21 protein-coding genes and 2 pseudogenes are annotated in these 17,477 nt (G+C 47.5%); 11 read left to right on the top strand and 12 right to left on the bottom strand.

Features of this window, described 5'->3' with window-relative positions:
- Positions 1 to 32 precede the first annotated feature (32 nt).
- From FBQ74_RS19185 to FBQ74_RS17805, 4 genes and pseudogenes are all read right to left on the bottom strand, one after another.
- Positions 33 to 182: pseudogene (locus FBQ74_RS19185) on the bottom strand (PepSY domain-containing protein); the annotation flags it as partial.
- Positions 175 to 642, bottom strand: a pseudogene (locus FBQ74_RS17815) (efflux RND transporter permease subunit); the annotation flags it as partial. The pseudogenes FBQ74_RS19185 and FBQ74_RS17815, both read right to left, overlap by 8 nt.
- A 78-nt stretch (positions 643 to 720) precedes the next feature.
- Positions 721 to 1,053, bottom strand: coding sequence for a YnfA family protein (locus FBQ74_RS17810; protein ID WP_040133149.1), 333 nt, complete (start codon positions 1,051 to 1,053; stop codon positions 721 to 723).
- Positions 1,054 to 1,172: 119 nt separating this feature from the next.
- Entirely contained in the window at positions 1,173 to 2,222 is a 1,050-nt protein-coding gene (locus FBQ74_RS17805) for a DNA-binding protein (RefSeq protein ID WP_139758095.1), read from the bottom strand.
- 204 nt (positions 2,223 to 2,426) lie between these two features.
- Between FBQ74_RS17805 and FBQ74_RS17800 the strand changes: the two genes are divergently transcribed.
- From FBQ74_RS17800 to FBQ74_RS17750, 11 genes are all read left to right on the top strand, one after another.
- Complete coding sequence (locus FBQ74_RS17800) at positions 2,427 to 3,449, top strand: tyrosine-type recombinase/integrase (protein WP_139758094.1); 1,023 nt, start codon at positions 2,427 to 2,429, stop codon at positions 3,447 to 3,449.
- Positions 3,450 to 3,451: 2 nt separating this feature from the next.
- A complete protein-coding gene (gene merR / locus FBQ74_RS17795) occupies positions 3,452 to 3,838 on the top strand; it encodes an Hg(II)-responsive transcriptional regulator (protein WP_040133151.1) in 387 nt (128 codons plus the stop codon).
- Between the two features lie 93 nt (positions 3,839 to 3,931).
- Positions 3,932 to 4,279, top strand: a complete 348-nt coding sequence (locus FBQ74_RS17790; protein WP_007642845.1) for a mercuric transporter MerT family protein — start codon at positions 3,932 to 3,934, stop codon at positions 4,277 to 4,279.
- Between the two features lie 55 nt (positions 4,280 to 4,334).
- A complete protein-coding gene (merP, locus tag FBQ74_RS17785; protein ID WP_011711647.1) occupies positions 4,335 to 4,610 on the top strand; it encodes a mercury resistance system periplasmic binding protein MerP in 276 nt (91 codons plus the stop codon).
- 3 nt (positions 4,611 to 4,613) lie between these two features.
- Entirely contained in the window at positions 4,614 to 5,033 is a 420-nt protein-coding gene (gene merC, locus FBQ74_RS17780; protein ID WP_139758093.1) for an organomercurial transporter MerC, read from the top strand.
- Positions 5,034 to 5,070: 37 nt separating this feature from the next.
- Entirely contained in the window at positions 5,071 to 6,738 is a 1,668-nt protein-coding gene (gene merA / locus FBQ74_RS17775) for a mercury(II) reductase (RefSeq protein WP_139758092.1), read from the top strand.
- A gap of 11 nt (positions 6,739 to 6,749) precedes the next feature.
- Positions 6,750 to 7,550, top strand: coding sequence for a putative bifunctional diguanylate cyclase/phosphodiesterase (locus FBQ74_RS17770; RefSeq protein WP_020833625.1), 801 nt, complete (start codon positions 6,750 to 6,752; stop codon positions 7,548 to 7,550).
- Positions 7,551 to 7,569: 19 nt separating this feature from the next.
- On the top strand, positions 7,570 to 8,004 hold the full coding sequence (locus tag FBQ74_RS17765; protein WP_011711644.1) for a MerR family transcriptional regulator: 435 nt from the start codon (positions 7,570 to 7,572) through the stop codon (positions 8,002 to 8,004).
- A 23-nt stretch (positions 8,005 to 8,027) separates the two neighbouring features.
- Entirely contained in the window at positions 8,028 to 8,423 is a 396-nt protein-coding gene (locus FBQ74_RS17760) for a hypothetical protein (protein ID WP_040133152.1), read from the top strand.
- The gene (locus tag FBQ74_RS17755; protein WP_040133153.1) at positions 8,420 to 8,986 is read left to right on the top strand and encodes a hypothetical protein; all 567 of its coding nucleotides are present in this window, start codon (positions 8,420 to 8,422) and stop codon (positions 8,984 to 8,986) included. Before FBQ74_RS17760 ends, FBQ74_RS17755 begins: the two co-directional genes overlap by 4 nt.
- Before the next feature lie 116 nt (positions 8,987 to 9,102).
- Positions 9,103 to 12,090 (top strand): Tn3 family transposase, encoded by a 2,988-nt coding sequence (locus FBQ74_RS17750; protein ID WP_139758091.1) that lies wholly within the window; start codon positions 9,103 to 9,105, stop codon positions 12,088 to 12,090.
- 229 nt (positions 12,091 to 12,319) lie between these two features.
- Here the strand turns inward: FBQ74_RS17750 and FBQ74_RS17745 are convergent, their stop codons facing one another.
- The 8 genes from FBQ74_RS17745 to FBQ74_RS17710 form a co-directional block, all read right to left on the bottom strand.
- Positions 12,320 to 12,742: a DUF2513 domain-containing protein gene (locus tag FBQ74_RS17745; RefSeq protein ID WP_139758090.1), complete on the bottom strand. Its 423-nt coding sequence runs from the start codon at positions 12,740 to 12,742 to the stop codon at positions 12,320 to 12,322.
- Positions 12,743 to 12,764: 22 nt separating this feature from the next.
- Positions 12,765 to 13,097, bottom strand: a complete 333-nt coding sequence (locus FBQ74_RS17740) for a helix-turn-helix domain-containing protein (RefSeq protein WP_139758089.1) — start codon at positions 13,095 to 13,097, stop codon at positions 12,765 to 12,767.
- A 69-nt stretch (positions 13,098 to 13,166) separates the two neighbouring features.
- Positions 13,167 to 13,505 carry a type II toxin-antitoxin system RelE/ParE family toxin gene (locus FBQ74_RS17735; protein ID WP_139758088.1) on the bottom strand — a complete coding sequence of 113 codons (339 nt, stop codon included), beginning with the start codon at positions 13,503 to 13,505 and terminating at the stop codon, positions 13,167 to 13,169.
- Positions 13,502 to 14,047 (bottom strand): integrase, encoded by a 546-nt coding sequence (locus FBQ74_RS17730; protein ID WP_232372044.1) that lies wholly within the window; start codon positions 14,045 to 14,047, stop codon positions 13,502 to 13,504. The genes FBQ74_RS17735 and FBQ74_RS17730 overlap by 4 nt, the downstream gene beginning before the upstream one ends.
- 387 nt (positions 14,048 to 14,434) lie before the next feature.
- The gene (locus FBQ74_RS17725) at positions 14,435 to 15,073 is read right to left on the bottom strand and encodes a hypothetical protein (protein ID WP_139758086.1); all 639 of its coding nucleotides are present in this window, start codon (positions 15,071 to 15,073) and stop codon (positions 14,435 to 14,437) included.
- Between the two features lie 18 nt (positions 15,074 to 15,091).
- Positions 15,092 to 15,661, bottom strand: a complete 570-nt coding sequence (locus FBQ74_RS17720) for a hypothetical protein (RefSeq protein ID WP_139758085.1) — start codon at positions 15,659 to 15,661, stop codon at positions 15,092 to 15,094.
- 25 nt (positions 15,662 to 15,686) lie between these two features.
- Positions 15,687 to 16,910: a DUF1173 family protein gene (locus tag FBQ74_RS17715; RefSeq protein WP_139758084.1), complete on the bottom strand. Its 1,224-nt coding sequence runs from the start codon at positions 16,908 to 16,910 to the stop codon at positions 15,687 to 15,689.
- Positions 16,911 to 16,923: 13 nt separating this feature from the next.
- Entirely contained in the window at positions 16,924 to 17,445 is a 522-nt protein-coding gene (locus FBQ74_RS17710) for a hypothetical protein (RefSeq protein WP_139758083.1), read from the bottom strand.
- Between the last annotated feature and the right edge of the window lie 32 nt (positions 17,446 to 17,477).

Here is a 17,477-nt window from a genome sequence, read left to right as displayed (position 1 = left end):
GCTGCGGCTTAACTAAGCGTTAAACTGCGGGACTTATTCGCAGTTTCCTTAGACAAGGTTTCGCCGTGTATATAGTGAATATCCATAGTCACCATATACACGCCTGTAATAGACCAGAAGAGGAATTGTATTCCGACAAATGCCATTAGCCATTTGTGATATTTTCTAGCCGTGCTAAGCATTATTCTCAGGCTCCACGTTAGAAAGCTCTTTGTTAAAGGCATTTACTTCAGGCTTTTTAATGATTGAGTAAATTGCAGGGAGTACAATAAGCGTGAGCAGCACAGCACTTGTCATTCCGCCTACCATAGGAGCAGCAATGCGGCTCATGACCTCAGAACCTGTACCAGTACCATATAAAATAGGCATTAAACCTATAATGATTGTAGCTACCGTCATCATTACTGGACGAACTCGTAAGCCAGCACCGTGCAATAATGCATCTTGATATGCATCATCTGAGATGAGTTCTGCTCGCTCCAGCGCTTTTTCCTTAAGCTCAGCAAGTGCTTGATTAAGATAAACCAGCATTATCCCGCCAATCTCAACCGCAACACCAGCTAGAGCGATAAAGCCCACACCAACAGCTACTGAGAAATTAAACCCTTCTAGATACATCAACCATAAGCCACCGATCATTGAGGTCCGGCCGGTAAAAGCGTTGGATTTAGCCACTTTGAGCATAAGCGGCTGATATTATTCAACATTATGGCGCCTTGCCTAACCGGCCGTTGGCTGTATAACGATGATGGTAACCCCTACCAATGCGACCAAAGCCCCCGCGATGTCCCAACGGGTGAGCGCCACTCCGTCAACAATACGCAACCAGAGGAGAGCAACGCCCAGATATATGCCCGCATAGGCAGCATAAGTGCGACCTGCCGCCGTTGGGTGAAGCGTCAACAGCCACGCAAATAACGCCAGCGAAAGCGCAGCAGGAATTAACAACCATACCGACTTGTTCTGTTTCAGTACCAGCCACGGCAGATAACAACCTACAATTTCGGCAACCGCAGTAATTACAAATATTGTGAAAATTGACAGCAGATTCATTGGCAAAAGATCCTTGATGTGAAGAAGCACAGAAGCTTCAAGTGGAAGAACCGACAAATTTGATGAGCTACGACGATTCCACCATTAAGCTGCCGGGCGCTCAAAATACATCCATCCGGCTACAGCGAACTTTGGAGCTGTTTAAATTGACCTTGGATCACGGCTTTTTCCTGAAGAATGACTTTATTCTCGTCGATCAGAAGCGCCGCTTTATCCTGGGTGGTTTTCAATTCGGTTTTTGTGGTCTCCAGTGTTTGGGATAAGACGGCCACTTGCTTATCAACATCAGCTTTCTGAGTGGTGAGCACGGCCATGTTTTGCGCCAAATGATCATTTTGATGCTGGTATTCCCGGCACTTTGCCACGGCTTCTTCAAGCTCGTGTTTCAGGTTCTGGACATCTTCTATCTTTCCCTTCACGTCGCTATTTAGCGCCCCATTGGCCCGTTTTAATTCATCGGCATGTCGTTGTAACTGCACATTGGCGTCAAACAGCTCTGACGCTCTCGACTCAGCCTGGGCGAGCCGGTGTTGCAGATTCTGGATCTGATCGTTCAGCCCCTGGTTAACTGAACGGAATTGTTCGCGCTCCTGCTGGCGGTCTTCGGCAGTACGCTGCTGGTAATGTTCGAAATGATCGCGGATATCCTTATTTTCTTGTTTGAGTTCCGCAACGCTCTCCTTCAATTCAACAATCCGTGCAGCAGCTTCGTCCCGCTGGGACTCGGCCTTGGCCAGGCTGACACGCGCGTCTTCCAGGGACCGACTTTGCTCGCTTTTTTCTTTGCTCAGCCGTTCGGTCTGGTTCTCCAGGTCCCGTTGTCGGGCAGTTAGTTGCGCCATGGTGTTGTCGGCATGGGTCAACTCTTTGCGGAGTTCTTCCTTTAAAGTCTCGAATTCCTGGCGAGCTTGTTCGATACGGTGGTCGGCCATCTGCTGTACCCGCTCATGCAGGGACTTTACCACCTCGACGAGGTCGTTCGGCAGCCCACTGACATCGGCCGCCTCCCCATTGTCTGACCGCCAACGCTTGAGCAATGGCGCGATGGTGCTTTTGCTGCCGGTGCCCAGGTGTTCGCGCACCCGATCCACCGTGGGTTCCTGGCCTTGCGTTTTAATGGCTTCAGCGGCTTTAGCGATATCGTGATAAGTGACTCCGGCACGGGCCATGGTGATTCCTCTCGGATTATTTAGTAACATATTACATAACACGTAATATAACATTATATTGGTTCGTTTCAAGATTGCTTGAATTCATGATACTAACCACTGATAATCATCCTTATCCTGGGCTAGTTGATCTTGACGTAAATTTTCGACTTGTAACGCCGGTACATAGCCGCCTTTTGAGCGACATCGAAGGAAATCCTATTCATGAACAACAAACCGCCAATACAGGCTAGCAACTTGTCGTTACGTAATAAGGATGCGACCCTGGTTGAACGCCAGGGGCCCGAACCACTACGGCAATACCTCCAGGCAGCGACATCCGACAACACACGTAAAGCCTACCGTTCGGCCATTCGACAATTTGAAAAATGGGGTGGTCGCCTGCCCTCGGATCGGGATACTGTCGTGCGTTACCTGCTGGCCAGAGCCGAATCGCTTAATCCCCGAACCCTGGATCTGCACCTGACCGCTATTAGCCAATGGCACCATTATCAAGGGCTCATCGATCCAGTAAGTGATCCGTTGGTCCGCAAAACCATGGAAGGCGTTCGTCGTACCCATGGCCAACCCAAGCGCAAAGCCAAGGCATTGCGCTTGGAGCACGTCGCCCAAATGGTGAATCATTTGCGGCAACTACCAACCACCAAAAAGAAACTGAGGGATATCGCGCTGGTGTTGACCGGCTTTTTCGGTGCCTTTCGCCGTAGCGAATTGGTGGCCATTCGCTACGGTGATCTGGTGTGGGAACCTGAAGGACTTCTCATCCGGCTGTCTAGTTCCAAGACCGATCAACAAGCCTCCGGCTTAGTGCGAGCATTACCTTTCGGTGCACCAGACTGCTGTCCTGCTACGGCCATGAAAAACTGGATAGAACTGGGTGGCATTAATGAAGGTCCGGTTTTTCGCCCCATTAACCGGTGGGATAAGATTCAGCCTAAAGCGTTGAATCCCAGTGCCATTAATGAATTACTCAAGACTTTGGGTAACGCCTGCCAGTTCGATTTTGTACCGGAATTGAGCAGCCATAGCTTCCGGCGCGGCCTCTCTACATCGGCAGCCCGAGAACGAGTTGATTTTGAGTTGATTAAAAAGCAAGGCGGATGGAAGAGCGATGCCACCGTCTGGGAGTACATTGAAGAAGGACAGCAGCTCTCCAATAACGCTACCCATATATTGATGGAGAAAATGGCGGTTCTTATAGATACCGTTCGGGTAAAAGAGATATGAACATGACAAGAACTATCAGTAAAGTTGCCAAAGAACTGGCTATCAATATAGAAACCGTTCGCTTCTATGAGCGTCGTGGATTAATAGAGCAACCGCCAAAACCCGAGTTGGGCTACCGCCATTATCCCGATGAAACGGTTAATCGCATCCGGTTCATTAAGCGGGCGCAAGAATTGGGGTTTACCCTGGAAGAGATCGCCAACCTGCTAAGCTTGAATGACCGCCCATGTGCTCAGGTGCAGGAGCTGGCCGAGTATAAACTCAGCGCCGTCATGGAAAAAATTGCCGATCTGAAGCGGCTCGAAAGCGCACTCAAGGCATTATTGACGCAATGTCAGAGTAATAACGATGACTCACATTGTCCCATTATCGACTCCCTGCAACCTTAATTAGTTTTACACGGGCATCACAAAAACGTTTGACTCCGTACATCGGTACGGAGATTACACTTGCTCCATACACTGAAATCAGAGGAGTAAGTCGTGTCACAGAAAGAATCCAATCTACCTATTATTGGCGGCGTTATCGCGGCTGTTGGCGCTGGCCTGTGCTGCGCTGGTCCTTTCGTGTTGTTGCTGCTAGGCGTGAGTGGCTCCTGGATTGGTAATTTAACCTTGTTAGAACCTTATCGTCCCATTTTTATCCTGCTGGTTTTAGCCTTATTTGGCTTCGCAGGCTGGAAGGTCTATCGCCCCGTTGAGGACTGTGAGCCAGGCACCGCCTGTGCAGTTCCTCAAGTGCGAAAACGCCGGCAGGTGATCTTTTGGTTAACGGCACTGACTGCGTTGGTGCTAGTCACCAGCAATTATTGGATTGTCTGGTTTGCCTGAATACTTTCTTACCGCTCACTTTTATTAATGACTTAATACGTTACTGGAGAAAATGATGAAGAAAATTGCCTTGTTGTCTTTGCTAGCCTTGACCAGCCTGACCGCTTTTGCTGCGCCGAAAACAGTTACTTTGGAAGTTCCAACCATGAACTGTGTGACCTGCCCCTTTACGGTCAAAAATGCCTTAAAAAATGTTGAGGGTGTGAGTAAAGCTGAAGTCACCTTTGAAACCAAATTGGCAGTTGTCACATTCGACGACGAAAAAACCACAGTAAAAGCACTGACCGAAGCCACCACTAATGCGGGTTATCCATCAACGCTCAAGGAGTAAAGCATGGAAATGCTAATACAGTTAGTGACCCGTTTCGGCGATAAGATTAGCTCATTGGGCGCGCTGGTTTCTGCTATGGGATGCGCCATGTGTTTCCCGGCCATCGCCAGCCTGGGCGCTGCGGTCGGGTTGGGTTTTCTCAGCCAATGGGAAGGTTTGTTTGTTAATACCCTGTTACCGTTGTTTGCCTGGATTGCCCTGGTACTCAACGGACTTGGCTGGTTCAGCCACCGGCAATGGCACCGTAGTGCGCTGGGTGTGGTCGGCCCCATTTTATTGCTGTTATCGCTCTATCCGTTTTTCCAATACGGCTGGAGCAGCTATGTCACCTATTCAGCGTTAGGCCTGATGGTTGCCGTATCGCTTTGGGATATTTTTTCACCCGCGAATAAACGCTGTGATGATGACAGCTGTGCTGTTTAACACGACGCAATGCCTGACTACTATTTGAGGAAAACGAATGATCTTACTATCGATAGAAGGGATGACCTGTCCAAGTTGCGTCGCTCACGTTAAAGAAGCGCTCGATGCGATCGAAGGCGTGAATAAGGTTGAAATATCTTATGAAAACGCCAGCGCAACGATCACCACAAACGGTGGGGTCAGCGTAACCGATCTCATTGGAGCGATTGAAGCCCTGGGTTATACCGCAAAAGAAAACCCCTTAGCGGAAAACACAGCACCGAACGCCTACTGTGACAACGAAAATACCAGCAACACAGAAAGCAACCGAACTCAACATGTGGCGATTATCGGTACGGGTTCCGGCGCTTTTGCCTGTGCTATCAAAGCCGCTGAAGGTGGTGCCAAGGTCACTCTTATTGAGGGAGCCGATGTGATTGGCGGCTGTTGCGTGAATGTCGGCTGCGTACCCTCAAAAATTTTGATCAGCGCCGCTCAATTGGCACAGCAGCAACGCAATAATCCCTTTGCCGGACTGGAAAATCATGCGCCCCAATTGAGTCGAGCCTTGTTGGCTCAGCAGCAGACCGCTCGAGTCGAAGAGCTGCGCGCTGCAAAGTATCAGAATATTCTAGAGACAAATCCTGCGCTTAGTTTACTTAAAGGTTGGGCGCAATTTAAAAATGCAAACACCCTGATAGTCAGAAAAAATGATGGCACTGAGCAGGAAATCTTTGCTGATAAAATCCTGATCGCCACTGGCTCCACGCCAACCATTCCTCCCATCGAGGGGCTGGCCGAAACGCCTTACTGGACCTCTACCGAAGCGCTGTTTGCCGAGGAATTGCCGCAGCACCTGGTGGTGATTGGTTCATCGGTCGTGGCGCTAGAAATTGCCCAGGCTTACCGACGATTGGGCAGTGAAGTCACCGTGTTGGCAAGACACTCACTACTTTACAGTGAAGACCCCATAATCGGTGAAAAACTGGCAGGCTGTTTTGAAAAAGAAGGCATTCGAGTTTTAAACAACACGCAAGCCACCCAAGTGACCCACGATGGAAATCAATTCACCCTGAACACTAATGCAGGCGAGCTCAGTTGTGATCGTTTGCTGGTAAGCACCGGGCGACACGCCAATACCAGCCAACTCAATCTGGACGCGGTGGGTGTCACCACCAACAAAAAGGGCGAAATCGTTGTTAACGAACGCATGGAAACCAATGTTGCTGGTATTTACGCTGCCGGTGACTGCTCTAACATGCCGCAATTTGTCTATGTCGCCGCGGCCGCCGGTAGCCGTGCTGGTATCAATATGACGGGCGGCGACGCCAAACTGGATCTGTCCACCATGCCCGCCGTGATCTTTACCGATCCACAGGTGGCTACCGTCGGACTGACCGAGGAGCAAGCCAGGGCTCAGGATATTGAGACCGACAGCCGCGTACTGGGTATGGAAAATGTCCCACGTGCGTTAGCCAACTTTGAAACCGACGGTTTTATCAAACTGGTCACAGAGAAGGAAACGGGGTTGTTGCTAGGCGCGCAGATCCTGGCTCACGAAGGCGGCGAACTGATCCAGAGTGCGGCTTTAGCCATCCGCAACCGTATGACGGTGACGGAATTAGCCGACCAGCTTTTCCCTTACCTCACCATGGTGGAAGGTTTGAAGCTCTGCGCGCAAACCTTTAACAAGGATGTCAAAGAACTGTCCTGTTGTGCAGGATAAGAGAGGGCAGTATGGGAACGGCACCCGCCACGCATTCACTGACAGCCCCAACGGTCAATGCGTTGGCGGATGGATTGAACAAGGGTGAATTCGTTCCTTTTTACCAGCCTCTATGGGATGTTCAACACCAATGCTGGGAAGGCGCTGAAACGCTCATTCGCTGGCAACATCCAACTGAAGGATTGATCCAGTCAGACACCTTTATTCCCGTTGCCGAACAAAGCGGATTAATTCTGGAACTGGGCGCGTTTGTCTTACGGGCGGCCTGTCAACAGATGATGCATTGGCGTCAACGCGGTTTACCCGAGGGTATCATCGCGGTCAACGTCTCTGCCTTACAAATCCACCAACCTGACTTTGTCGAAGACCTTGCCAGGATATTGCGTGATACGGGACTGCCTGCTCCGGCATTGGAACTGGAATTAACCGAAACACTGGCCCTGGAGGATACGCCAATCCTGATCGAAAACCTGCATCGCTGCCAGGCGCTGGGCATTCGCCTGTCCATCGACGATTTTGGTACCGGGAGTTCGTCGCTGGCACGCTTGCAATGCTGCCCAGTGACCCGCCTAAAAATCGACAAAACCTTTGTCACGCATATGACAACCGAGCCAAAGGATCGCGCCATTACCGAAAGCGTCATCACCCTTGGCCATAACCTGAATTTATCCATCGTCGCGGAAGGGGTTGAGACGGCCACTCAACAACAACTTTTAGAGAAGCTTGGCTGTGATGTATTACAGGGCTATCGGCTGGCGCGGCCAGCCGATGCCGAAACGACTGAAGCGTTGTGGCCAGGCCGCAGTGTTTGAAACGAACGGAGACAAACCCATGTCAAAAGCCGCCGTGTCAAAAGATGTGTCACGATACTTTGAGGTGATCCCCGACTTTGCGGCATTCATGGATGCCGATGGGCAGGCACTCGAATTTCCCCTGACGATCTCGCAACTGGCGAAAGCCGCGCAAACCACAGTGCATACCGTCAGGAATTACGTCTTGGAAAATTTGGTACTTTGCCCAGAGCATTCCGCGGGTGGTTTCGGTTTATACAATCAATGCGCTTTAAACCGGCTGCGCTTCATTCGCGCAGCGCGTGCGGCGGGCCTGCTGATCCTGGATATAAAACCCTTGCTCTACGCCATCAACGAAGGCGACCAGCAAGCCTGTGAAGCCGCCATGCGCGAACTGCAAACCAAAATTGATGAACGCCAGGCTTACTTGCAGGCATTGGATTCACAGCTGTCGGAGCTGCGCCAACTGGCCTGATCGCCATAACAAAGGAGTATACGATGTCAGAAAAATGTGAAACCGGCCCCCACGACTGGGTAGCCAATAAAGGCCGATTTATTCTCACCTGGGTATTGCCAGCGATACTCATAGTGATTACCGGCATGATGCAACTTGCACCGTGGATGACCGGCAGTATCTGGGCGATCGCTTTAAGTTGGATGGGATATGCCTGTTTAAGAAATGCGCGTCAATGTGGGCGAATGCATTGTTTTTTCAGCGGGCCATTTTTTCTGGGTTCTGCCATGTTGGCATTAGGCATTGGGATGCAGTGGATACAATGGCTCACCTTTAACGGATTAGGACTCTTTTTACTGATCGGTACACCACTGGTTTGCGTGTTACCGGAGATGTTCTGGGGAACTTACAAAGTTGCGACAAACGGCAAAGAAGAATGAATGCGATAGTGAAGCGCGCTACAAACTCTATAAAACGCCTCTGGTCACTTGTAGTGTATGCATTTCAATCGCCGGTTCAGGATTCTCACTCAAAACGGCGTACCGCGATCCTCTTTAGTCTGGTGCTGGTCGTCCACTTGGTTGTCCTGCCAGCGCATGAACTGGGTTCCGATATTGGCTTGCGTTCTTTTGCACATCTTAATCTGAGAATCGCGCTATTTGCGTTTTTGTTCGCAACGCTGGAGAGCGTTCTCATCAATTTATGGGTTCAACTGATACGCAAGAAGACCCATTGCAGAACGGCACCAGCGGCGGGCGGCATAGTTATCGGGATTGTAAGCCCCCTGTTGTGTTGTACCCCGCTGCTGCCGACCATCTTAAGTTTTATCGCCATTTTGTTTCCTTCCGCTGTTTCTGGTATGGGTCTCAAAATTCAGTATGCGGTCAATGTGTATCAAACCGAACTGTTGCTGTTGGCGTTGGTATTACTGTTGTTTGCGATTGTTCAAAATGCTTGGCATCTCAATTCAGGCGACGTAATGGCAGGCCATCACAAGGAATAAAGCAATGAAAGCCACTTGCGAGTAATCTAGGCATATCCAAATGACGACTAGAAACCTGATAACTATAACGCGATGCTTTTACACAATAATGCATCTATCAGAGAAAATTTAAGTCGATGGCCGCTATCTATCAGACAGCTTATCCACGAATTAAATCTGATATCACCGAAGATGAGTTAGGGGATGTCTATACACCTACGCCGGAAGATCAGAAGTTTGCACTGCGTCACTGTAAACGAACCAGCGCATTCTTTTTGGGGCTCCTGATTCAGCTAAAAATCACGCAGCGATTGGGCCGGTTCGTAAACCTGGGTGAAATACCAAAGGTGATCATCACGCACATTAAAAATCAGTGCCGTTCGCGGGTGACACTGAAGGATCCCCAAACCTATTACACATCGGGCGCGAAGGATCGTCACGTAAAGCTGATTCGGCGCCATCTTAATATAAAAGCCTACGATGCGGCCAAGACCTCTGAATTGGCACAGATTTGGGCACTTGAGGCAGCGACTACCAAAGAAGCATTACCGGATATCATCAATGTCACGTTGGAATATTTGGTCAAAGAGCGATACGAGTTACCGGCGTTCAGTGTACTTGAGCGGATATGTCAGGCGGCCAGGGCCGAAGTCAACACTCGGTATTACGATCAATTGTGTGGCTTTTTAGAGTCTGAAAGTCGCCAATGCATCAACGATATTCTTCGATCTAGCACAGGACTGAATGGTTTTGGTTGGAGCACGCTGAAAAATGAACCCAAACGCCCGACCCCTCGCAATATCCATGCGTACATCCAATACCTGGAATGGCTTACATCCCTGCAAACACTTTTGCCCACGGATTTGGGGTTGCCGCCAGTTAAACACCAGCAGTTTATCAACGAGGCCAAGGTCCTGGATTACGCCGAATTGATGAAACTAAAGCTGAACAAGCGACTCGCACTCGTCATCGTTTTAATCCGGCACCAATACGCACAAACACTGGATAACGCCGCCGATATTTTTATCAAGATGTTGTTAAAAATGGATCGCTCGGCGCAGAAGCTGTTGGAGAAGTACCTTGCAGACCATCAAAAGCAAACCGATCATTTGATTTCTGTGTTGTCTGGGATGGTCAAGGTGTATCTTGATAAACCCGATTCGGTGGCAGCTTTTGATCCGATACTGGGAAAGAACAGTGATCAGCTAATGCAAATGTGCGAACAATATATGGCATTCGCAGGCAACAACTATTTGCCGTTTATGGTTCGACTCTATAAAAAGCAACGATCCACCTTGTTTCGTACGATTGAAATACTCAACCTGGCATCGGCCACGGAAGACAAGGACTTGCTCAATGCGTTCCAGTTTATTTTGACGCACAAAAAGCGTCGCACGGAGTTCCTGTCAATTCAAAGCGATCCGAACGATCCCTCTTCCAGAAATGTCATTAATATTCGCTGGATTCGCGAAAGCTGGTGGAAATTAGTCACGGGAAAATCAACCAAATCAGCACAGGTGTCGGAGGTTAATAAAACCTGTTTTGAGCTGTGTGTGTTTGAACGGATCGCTGAAGAACTAAGTACCGGTGACTTGTTCATTCCCTACAGTGAAACCTTCGATGATTACCGGGAGCAGATGATCACCTGGGAAGAATACGAAGCGCAGTTGCCTACCTATTGCGAGGAGGTAGGGCTCGTCGCCGGTGATACTGAATTTACAACAACGCTGAAGAAGTCCATGGAAACGAGCTGCCGGAAAGCTGACAGCCAATTCCCGGAGGACGAACTGGTTCGTATTGAAAACGGGAATCTGATTATCGGTAAACCAAAACCTGATCAACCCTTACCTGAAGTCGAAGAAATTGGAGCGCTTTTGCGCGATCGGTTGGACAAAATCAACCTGCTTGATGTGATTATCAATGTCGAAAAGTGGCTGAACCTGAATAAACATTTTGGCCCGTTGTCGGGCTTCGAATCACGTATCAGCGACCCGGAGTTACGTTTTGTCCTGACCGTGTTTTGTTACGGTACCAACATTGGTCCCACCGAAACCGTGCGATCTGTGCAGGGCGTTTCTCGCAAGCAAGTCGCCTGGCTTAACTTAAAACGCACGACGGAAGCGCGTCTCGATAAAGCTATTGCGAAGATCAATAGCGAGTATAAGAAATACCGGCTCATTGAGTGTTGGGGATCAGGCAGCAGTGTGTCCGCTGATGGAAAGCTTTGGGATCTCTACGAAGATAATTTGCTATCTGAATACCATATTCGGTATGGCAGCTATGGCGGCATTGCCTATTACCACGTCTCGGACACCTATATTGCATTGTTCAGCCGGTTTATTCCCTGCGGTGTCTACGAGGCGATTTATATCTTGGACGGCCTACTCAACGATGAATCTGATTTTAATCCGGACACCGTTCACGGCGATACACAGGCGCAATCCACACCCGTCTTTGGCCTGGCGTACTTGCTGGGCATAAAGCTCATGCCCCGTATCCGAAATATCAAAGATCTCAGCTTTTATAAGCCTGATCGCTCCATGGTACTCAAGCATATTCAGTCTTTGTTCAAGGAGCCGATCAAGTGGGATCTCATTGAAAAGCACTATGCGGATATGATGCGAACGGCCATGTCAGTTAAAGCAGGGAAAATCACCGCTTCGACAATCCTGCGCCGGTTCGGCACCAAGAACCGGAAAAACAAGCTGTACTTTGCGTTCCGTGAACTCGGGCGCGTGGTCAGAACCATGTTTTTGCTGGAATACATTACCGACGTTGATCTGCGCAAAACAATCCAGGCAGCGACCTGTAAGAGCGAAGAGTTCAATGAGTTTGCCCGGTGGTTGTTTTTTGCTAATGGCGGGAAAATTCCTGCAAACTTGAGACACGAACAAAGCAAAATCGTTAAATACAATCATTTGCTGGCCAACTTCGCGATCTTATACAACGTAAACGCGATGACCGAAGTGTTCAATCAATTGAAGTCGGAAGGGTACAATATTACCCGCGACATTATGGCCGAATTCTCACCGTATCATACCGAGCATTTGGGACGGCTAGGAAGTTTTGAGCTGGATCTAACCAAGCAGGTTAAGCCCATGACTTTTGAACTGCTGGTTGATTAATTCATAATATTCAATCGGTTACGTTAGAAGTGGCTAAATTCAATGCTTTTACCGGCCGGACCTCAATATGATTGAAATGCAAAATGTCCAGCCAAATACTGCGGTCCAGATTTCGTATTTGGGGGAATCATGACTCCCGCCAGCCAAATTTGCGAGCATAACTATTACAGCGGGTACAATCTGTGTCATGAAGTCCATATCTCTTTCTCTCCATATTTCATCACTGCTCTTATTCTGCCGTTAATGAGTCGATCTTCTTTTTGAAGAAATGTGTCAGCAACTGCTGAGAACCATCAAATATGACTTTAAAAGGAGCCTCTTTAAATCCATCTTTCAATTTCGCTAAGACTTCTCGATTGTTTAATGCTTTTGCGAAATCATGACCTTGCTGTGTAAGTCTTAGTTGAGCATCAAAAATAGTTATGTCAGAAGGTGATGAATAATGCAGACCAAGACTGCTAATAGGTCTTGAAATCATGTCGTGTCTGCTTATCAGTCCATTTTCGACTAACAGCCTAAAGTGAAAGACAAACTCGTTGCTGTCCTCTTGAAGCACAAAACTGTTCCACAGTTCAACAAAGCTGAGTTGGGGTTGCTCACAACTTTCGAACTTGTCTAATATCTGCGCTGTATACTCGATATTTGGTTTCATCCCTATTACCTTTATGACTAAATTAGGCCATCGCACTCGGGCGCTGATTATCAGTAACGATCTGAACATCCATAGTAAGTTGCTCGTTTTCGTAATGGGGCTTGAAGCGGAAACCTATTTTATATAGGCAGGTCATCAGCTTATCGATAGAAAATTTCTCTATCCGGCCATTTACAAGGTCACTTACTCTTGGCTGAGTAATACCCATTGCCGCCGCCGCTTGCTTCTGATCCCACCCTTTAGCATTCACTATGTCTCGAATGGCTATCATGAGGTCAGAGCGAGTTTGTAGCTCTGACGCTTCTGCTGCATCTTCCGTGATGGCGTCAAAAATATTGCTGTATTCTAATGCCATGATTAGACCTCTTTGATTAACTAATGAGCAGCATATATCAACACTGATATTTATACAAGTATTGATATATCACTTTTTAATTTCTTTCATCATCAGCTTGTAGCGTTTCTTGGCAGTATCCATAGCCTTCCGGTCAACGCCGTTGGTAGTTTTGGTGAATGAGTGAAGTATGAACACTGTATCAGCGAATTTAGCGACATAGACAGTTCGGTAAGCTGGCCTGCCATTTTCAACTAGTTCTACAGCCCCAATCCCTACGCTGTCTTTCAAATGCTTGAATTTACTGAACGGCTCTCTATCCTGACAAATAGCGTTTAGGTCGTTCGCAAAGCGTTTTTGAATGACATCCGGCAACGCAAGAAATTCTTTCTTTGACTGGTTATTGATGAATTTAAACTTCTTCGTCATAACATAAATCTTCTTCTTTTTTTGAAGCTCTCAAGTCGCTTTTGCTTTCGGCCTGCACGTTGCTCAAACCAATCATATATTGGACTTAGCTGCATATAATCCATTGTTAAGATTTGTTTTATTGACTCTTCACTGAAGCCAGTAATGATCATTATATCAGTTGTGCATGCCCCATTGCGGTACAGCTCAATAACGCACGTTCGTACCAGTGAAATTCGTCTAACGCCGTTATCCCAAAGCCCTGCATTCCGAATCAGTGAATCGAGTTTTTTATTCATGGCATAGGGGCTTATTGCTTTCCCCCTGCTTTGCGTGGTGAAAGGCTCCAGATTATCAGCAATAAGTAATGCCGAATTGGGATCTAATCCTCTGTAATGCTTATGCGGATAGCTATTTATTTTGCGCGTGATAAGCCATTCAAAATAGGATTCAAACGCTCTTTTAAGCTCTGGATGACTCAAGACAATTGGACGTTCGTAACCATCGCGGGTAATCGACGTAGGGAGCACTACAACTTCATTTAACAGCCCTTCTGGTGTCATGAAGAGCCGGTTAGTGATCAACGTTAACTCAATCTCTCTTAAACCTGCCAGGGTAGCCAAGAGAATGAGCAACTTGTTTCTGTGTCTTAGCTCACTCTGCCTGCCGCAGTTTCGAGGGATTAGCTGTTCCCACAGTTCAGAGTTTATTATCGGTCTGCCTTCCATTTCCACGCATTTTTATAGGTATTATTGCGTTTATTGTGCCGACCTATTTATCAAATAGCAATCAGCGCACTGGGAATGTCTTGGATATAGTAAGGTCGGCAGCGATGAATAGGAAACGTTCTGGCGCAGTGCGAATCTATATTGCTCAGTGTGACAGTTAGATACTTTGTATAAATCTTTATTACTCTCCTACAGAAAAGACTAATGTTTCGCTTTTCCGATTTATGTCAGTAGCACATTGCCGAATACTGGGATTGGTGTCTGTTTGATAATCTTATTGAACGTTGAATGAGTGGGTGAGCTGAGGGCGATATTGATGACAGACCTTTCTCCAGCGGCATTCACTGATACAACAGGTAGTGCACACCTATCTAAGAGCTTGAGCACAGCGTTTAGCTGAGTCTTATTCGCCACCAGCACTTCCAAACTATGTTGGTTTTGCGGATTGTCTTTCTCTGGAGCAACAGAAACCACTCCCACTTTATGCGCCCGGCGCACCTCATCGCCCTCAAATGTTTTTTCGCCATCACTTTGAAAGTAAAAGACACCGCCTTGCGCTATCCACTTTTTCCCAAAAGATGCTAACCATTCTTTGTCAGACTTACTTTCATGTGTTTGTATGAATGACTGACGCGCCTGATATTGCACTAACCACTGTTTAAGCGCTAAAGCAAAGCCCTTATTCTTCACCCCCAGCTCATTAAAGAAAGTGGCGCATTCCTGAGACATTGACTTACGGTTAGCGGCCAGCCACTTCCTGACATCTGCAGTAGGCTGTGACGAGCCATTAACCAAACCACTTAAGTACGCATTATCAATCACTTCAAATATTTCAGCGATAGGGGCCTGGGTTCTTTTCACTTTTGCACCAATAATTGTTTATAAATACATGCCAACGATATATTGACCGTTCATTGTGTCATGGCGGTTATAACGAAGTTGGCCCGTACTGTCTTTGTTATCGACTGCATCGCCGTCAAGCTCTTGCTCAAGTCTCTTCACCACGCTCTTTCGAACGGGACCAAAGAATATCGCTATATCCTCGCTGCCTTCTATTGCTTCTATGCCTAAAAGAGGATAACCACCAACAACATAGCTCATGCCGGCGTCATGTTTGTGAACATGCATCATCGGTTCCAGATTTTTTAACGAGGGGGTGCTTGAAGCATATTCCTGGGCCATTTCTTTTCTAACTGCCGTTTCATCCAATATCAACAAGTCTGTGACTGTATAGCCATCTTTAACCACAGCTTGCTCTAAAGCTTTATAAAAATGCGGTACAGACCCAAAAGATTGATGTAGTCGGGCAAATTTTTGAGTTAATGCTTTGCCCGTAGATATCATTGTATTACTGGCATACTTTTCACTTTGCTTGCCCATCAGCACTAAGGCGCTCGATAGTGAAACGAATATAATAAAAAAGGGAGTAATGCGTTTGATGCGACTCATACTACTGGCCTTAGACAAAATGGACTTAATCATTTAATAGTGTCTTTACTAACTGGTATGACTCTTCAAAAAAGTCATTTCTTATGGTGGAGGTATCCATGCCCACACTCACCACCTGGTCATAGACCTTCTCCATAAGCGGAAGCACCGTTTCTTTTCTGGCACGATAGAGTGGATCTTCCCATTTCCCCATCACTTCAACCGCGATGTGTTGTTTATCTTTTTGAATTACAAAGTCGACGAGAACAGGTTTGCCATCGACCTGAACCGGTATAAGCGGCTTTAAGATACGCCCTCCCCCTTCCATTTCAATAATCACCCGGGTGGCTACTCTGGCGAAGGTGCGTTCAAGATCGCTATCCACCAGCATGAAATTATGGGTATTGACGATAGGAGAGATAAAGCACCGGGTTACACCATATATCATGGCATCATTAGTTGACCGGTCGGCGATAATCATTGCCACCATCAACGGTCCTTTGGCCAAAGAAAATGCACCATTTAGGCGAGTCACTTTGGCATCTATGGGTAAGGTCACTTCCCAATCATCTTTGACCTTGACCGTCGTTTCACCATTTTCGATTTTAACTGACTCGACCTGAGCGATGACCAGCGACTGCGGTTTGTTCTTACCGACCCACAAACGCTCGTTTGACTGCATTTTTTCGATGGCTTTTTTTATACTGCCGAACCCAAAATACATGTATTCGAGCAAAGACTTGCCCCCGATACTGTATTTCTTTGCAGCCGCGCGAATTTTCCTGGACTGGGTCTCAAACGTAGGGGCTTCACCGTAAGAAATAGTGTTGGTGCCAGCATCGGTCAACAGTGACGCCATGAGCGAATAGAGCTTATCTGCGCGGCCTATAACCTGCCCTGTTGGGTTTTCAACGACCGATTGCTTAGCATTCCCCTCTTCTGCTGCATAAGCACTGAACGAAAAGCGCGTGCCTACCTTTTCAGGTAGCTGTCCTTCACCCGCCCCACCCTGTTCCAGACGGTATAGCGGGCATGAAGTCTTATGGCTTGCACGCCCTGACATAGTGGCAAGAAAGTAAGTATTGGTCTCAGTAAATCGCTTAATAGTCGTGGGGGTGCAACAGTCACAATAAATCCATCTACCATATACCGAAGCTAGTAATTGCTGAGAAGCATGATCACTGCCAAGCAGAGTCTTTACCTCTTGGTCATTCAGCCTTCGAAATTCGCGTATTTCATCGCCATCAAGGTACTTCTCAACAATCTTCATCTCACATCTCCCTTTATCGTTCCTTTATAACTGTCACGACCTTTTCTTTTTCATCAAAGCAGGTGTAAACCGGATAATCAGACGCCAGGCTCATGATCGCACCAGTGACATTTTCCTCCTCAAGAACCTTCATATCCTTGACAAAGTAGTCAGGCCCATCGAAATATAAAGCTTCCCAACGATTTTCTTTAACAATCCTGCTGAGGTTATCTTCCAATGAGCCACGTCTTATAAATGTTGATACCGCTTCATCAGTGTTCGCTTCTCCTACTAAGCTAAACAACGCTTCATCATTGGTTTTGACCATTTCGTATTCAGCTTCAGTGAGCTTTACATTGGGAAACAGACCCCGAACAAATTTAGCTTCTTCTGATTTTGTAATGGCAGATATTTCTTCTTGTGTCATCACAACAGTTCCGTCGGCGTCGGGTGTGTATTTTTTGTTTCCAAACTCAATCTCGTTAGTACTTGCACAGCCAGATAGCGCGAGCAGGCCACAGGTTGTGAGGGTTAAAAGCAAATGACTTTTTGGCATTTTCCGATTTCTCGCAGTTAATTAATTGCCCT

This window comes from Salinimonas iocasae (assembly GCF_006228385.1).
GTDB lineage: Bacteria > Pseudomonadota > Gammaproteobacteria > Enterobacterales > Alteromonadaceae > Alteromonas > Alteromonas iocasae.
This window is presented reverse-complemented; position numbering and strand designations above follow the sequence as displayed.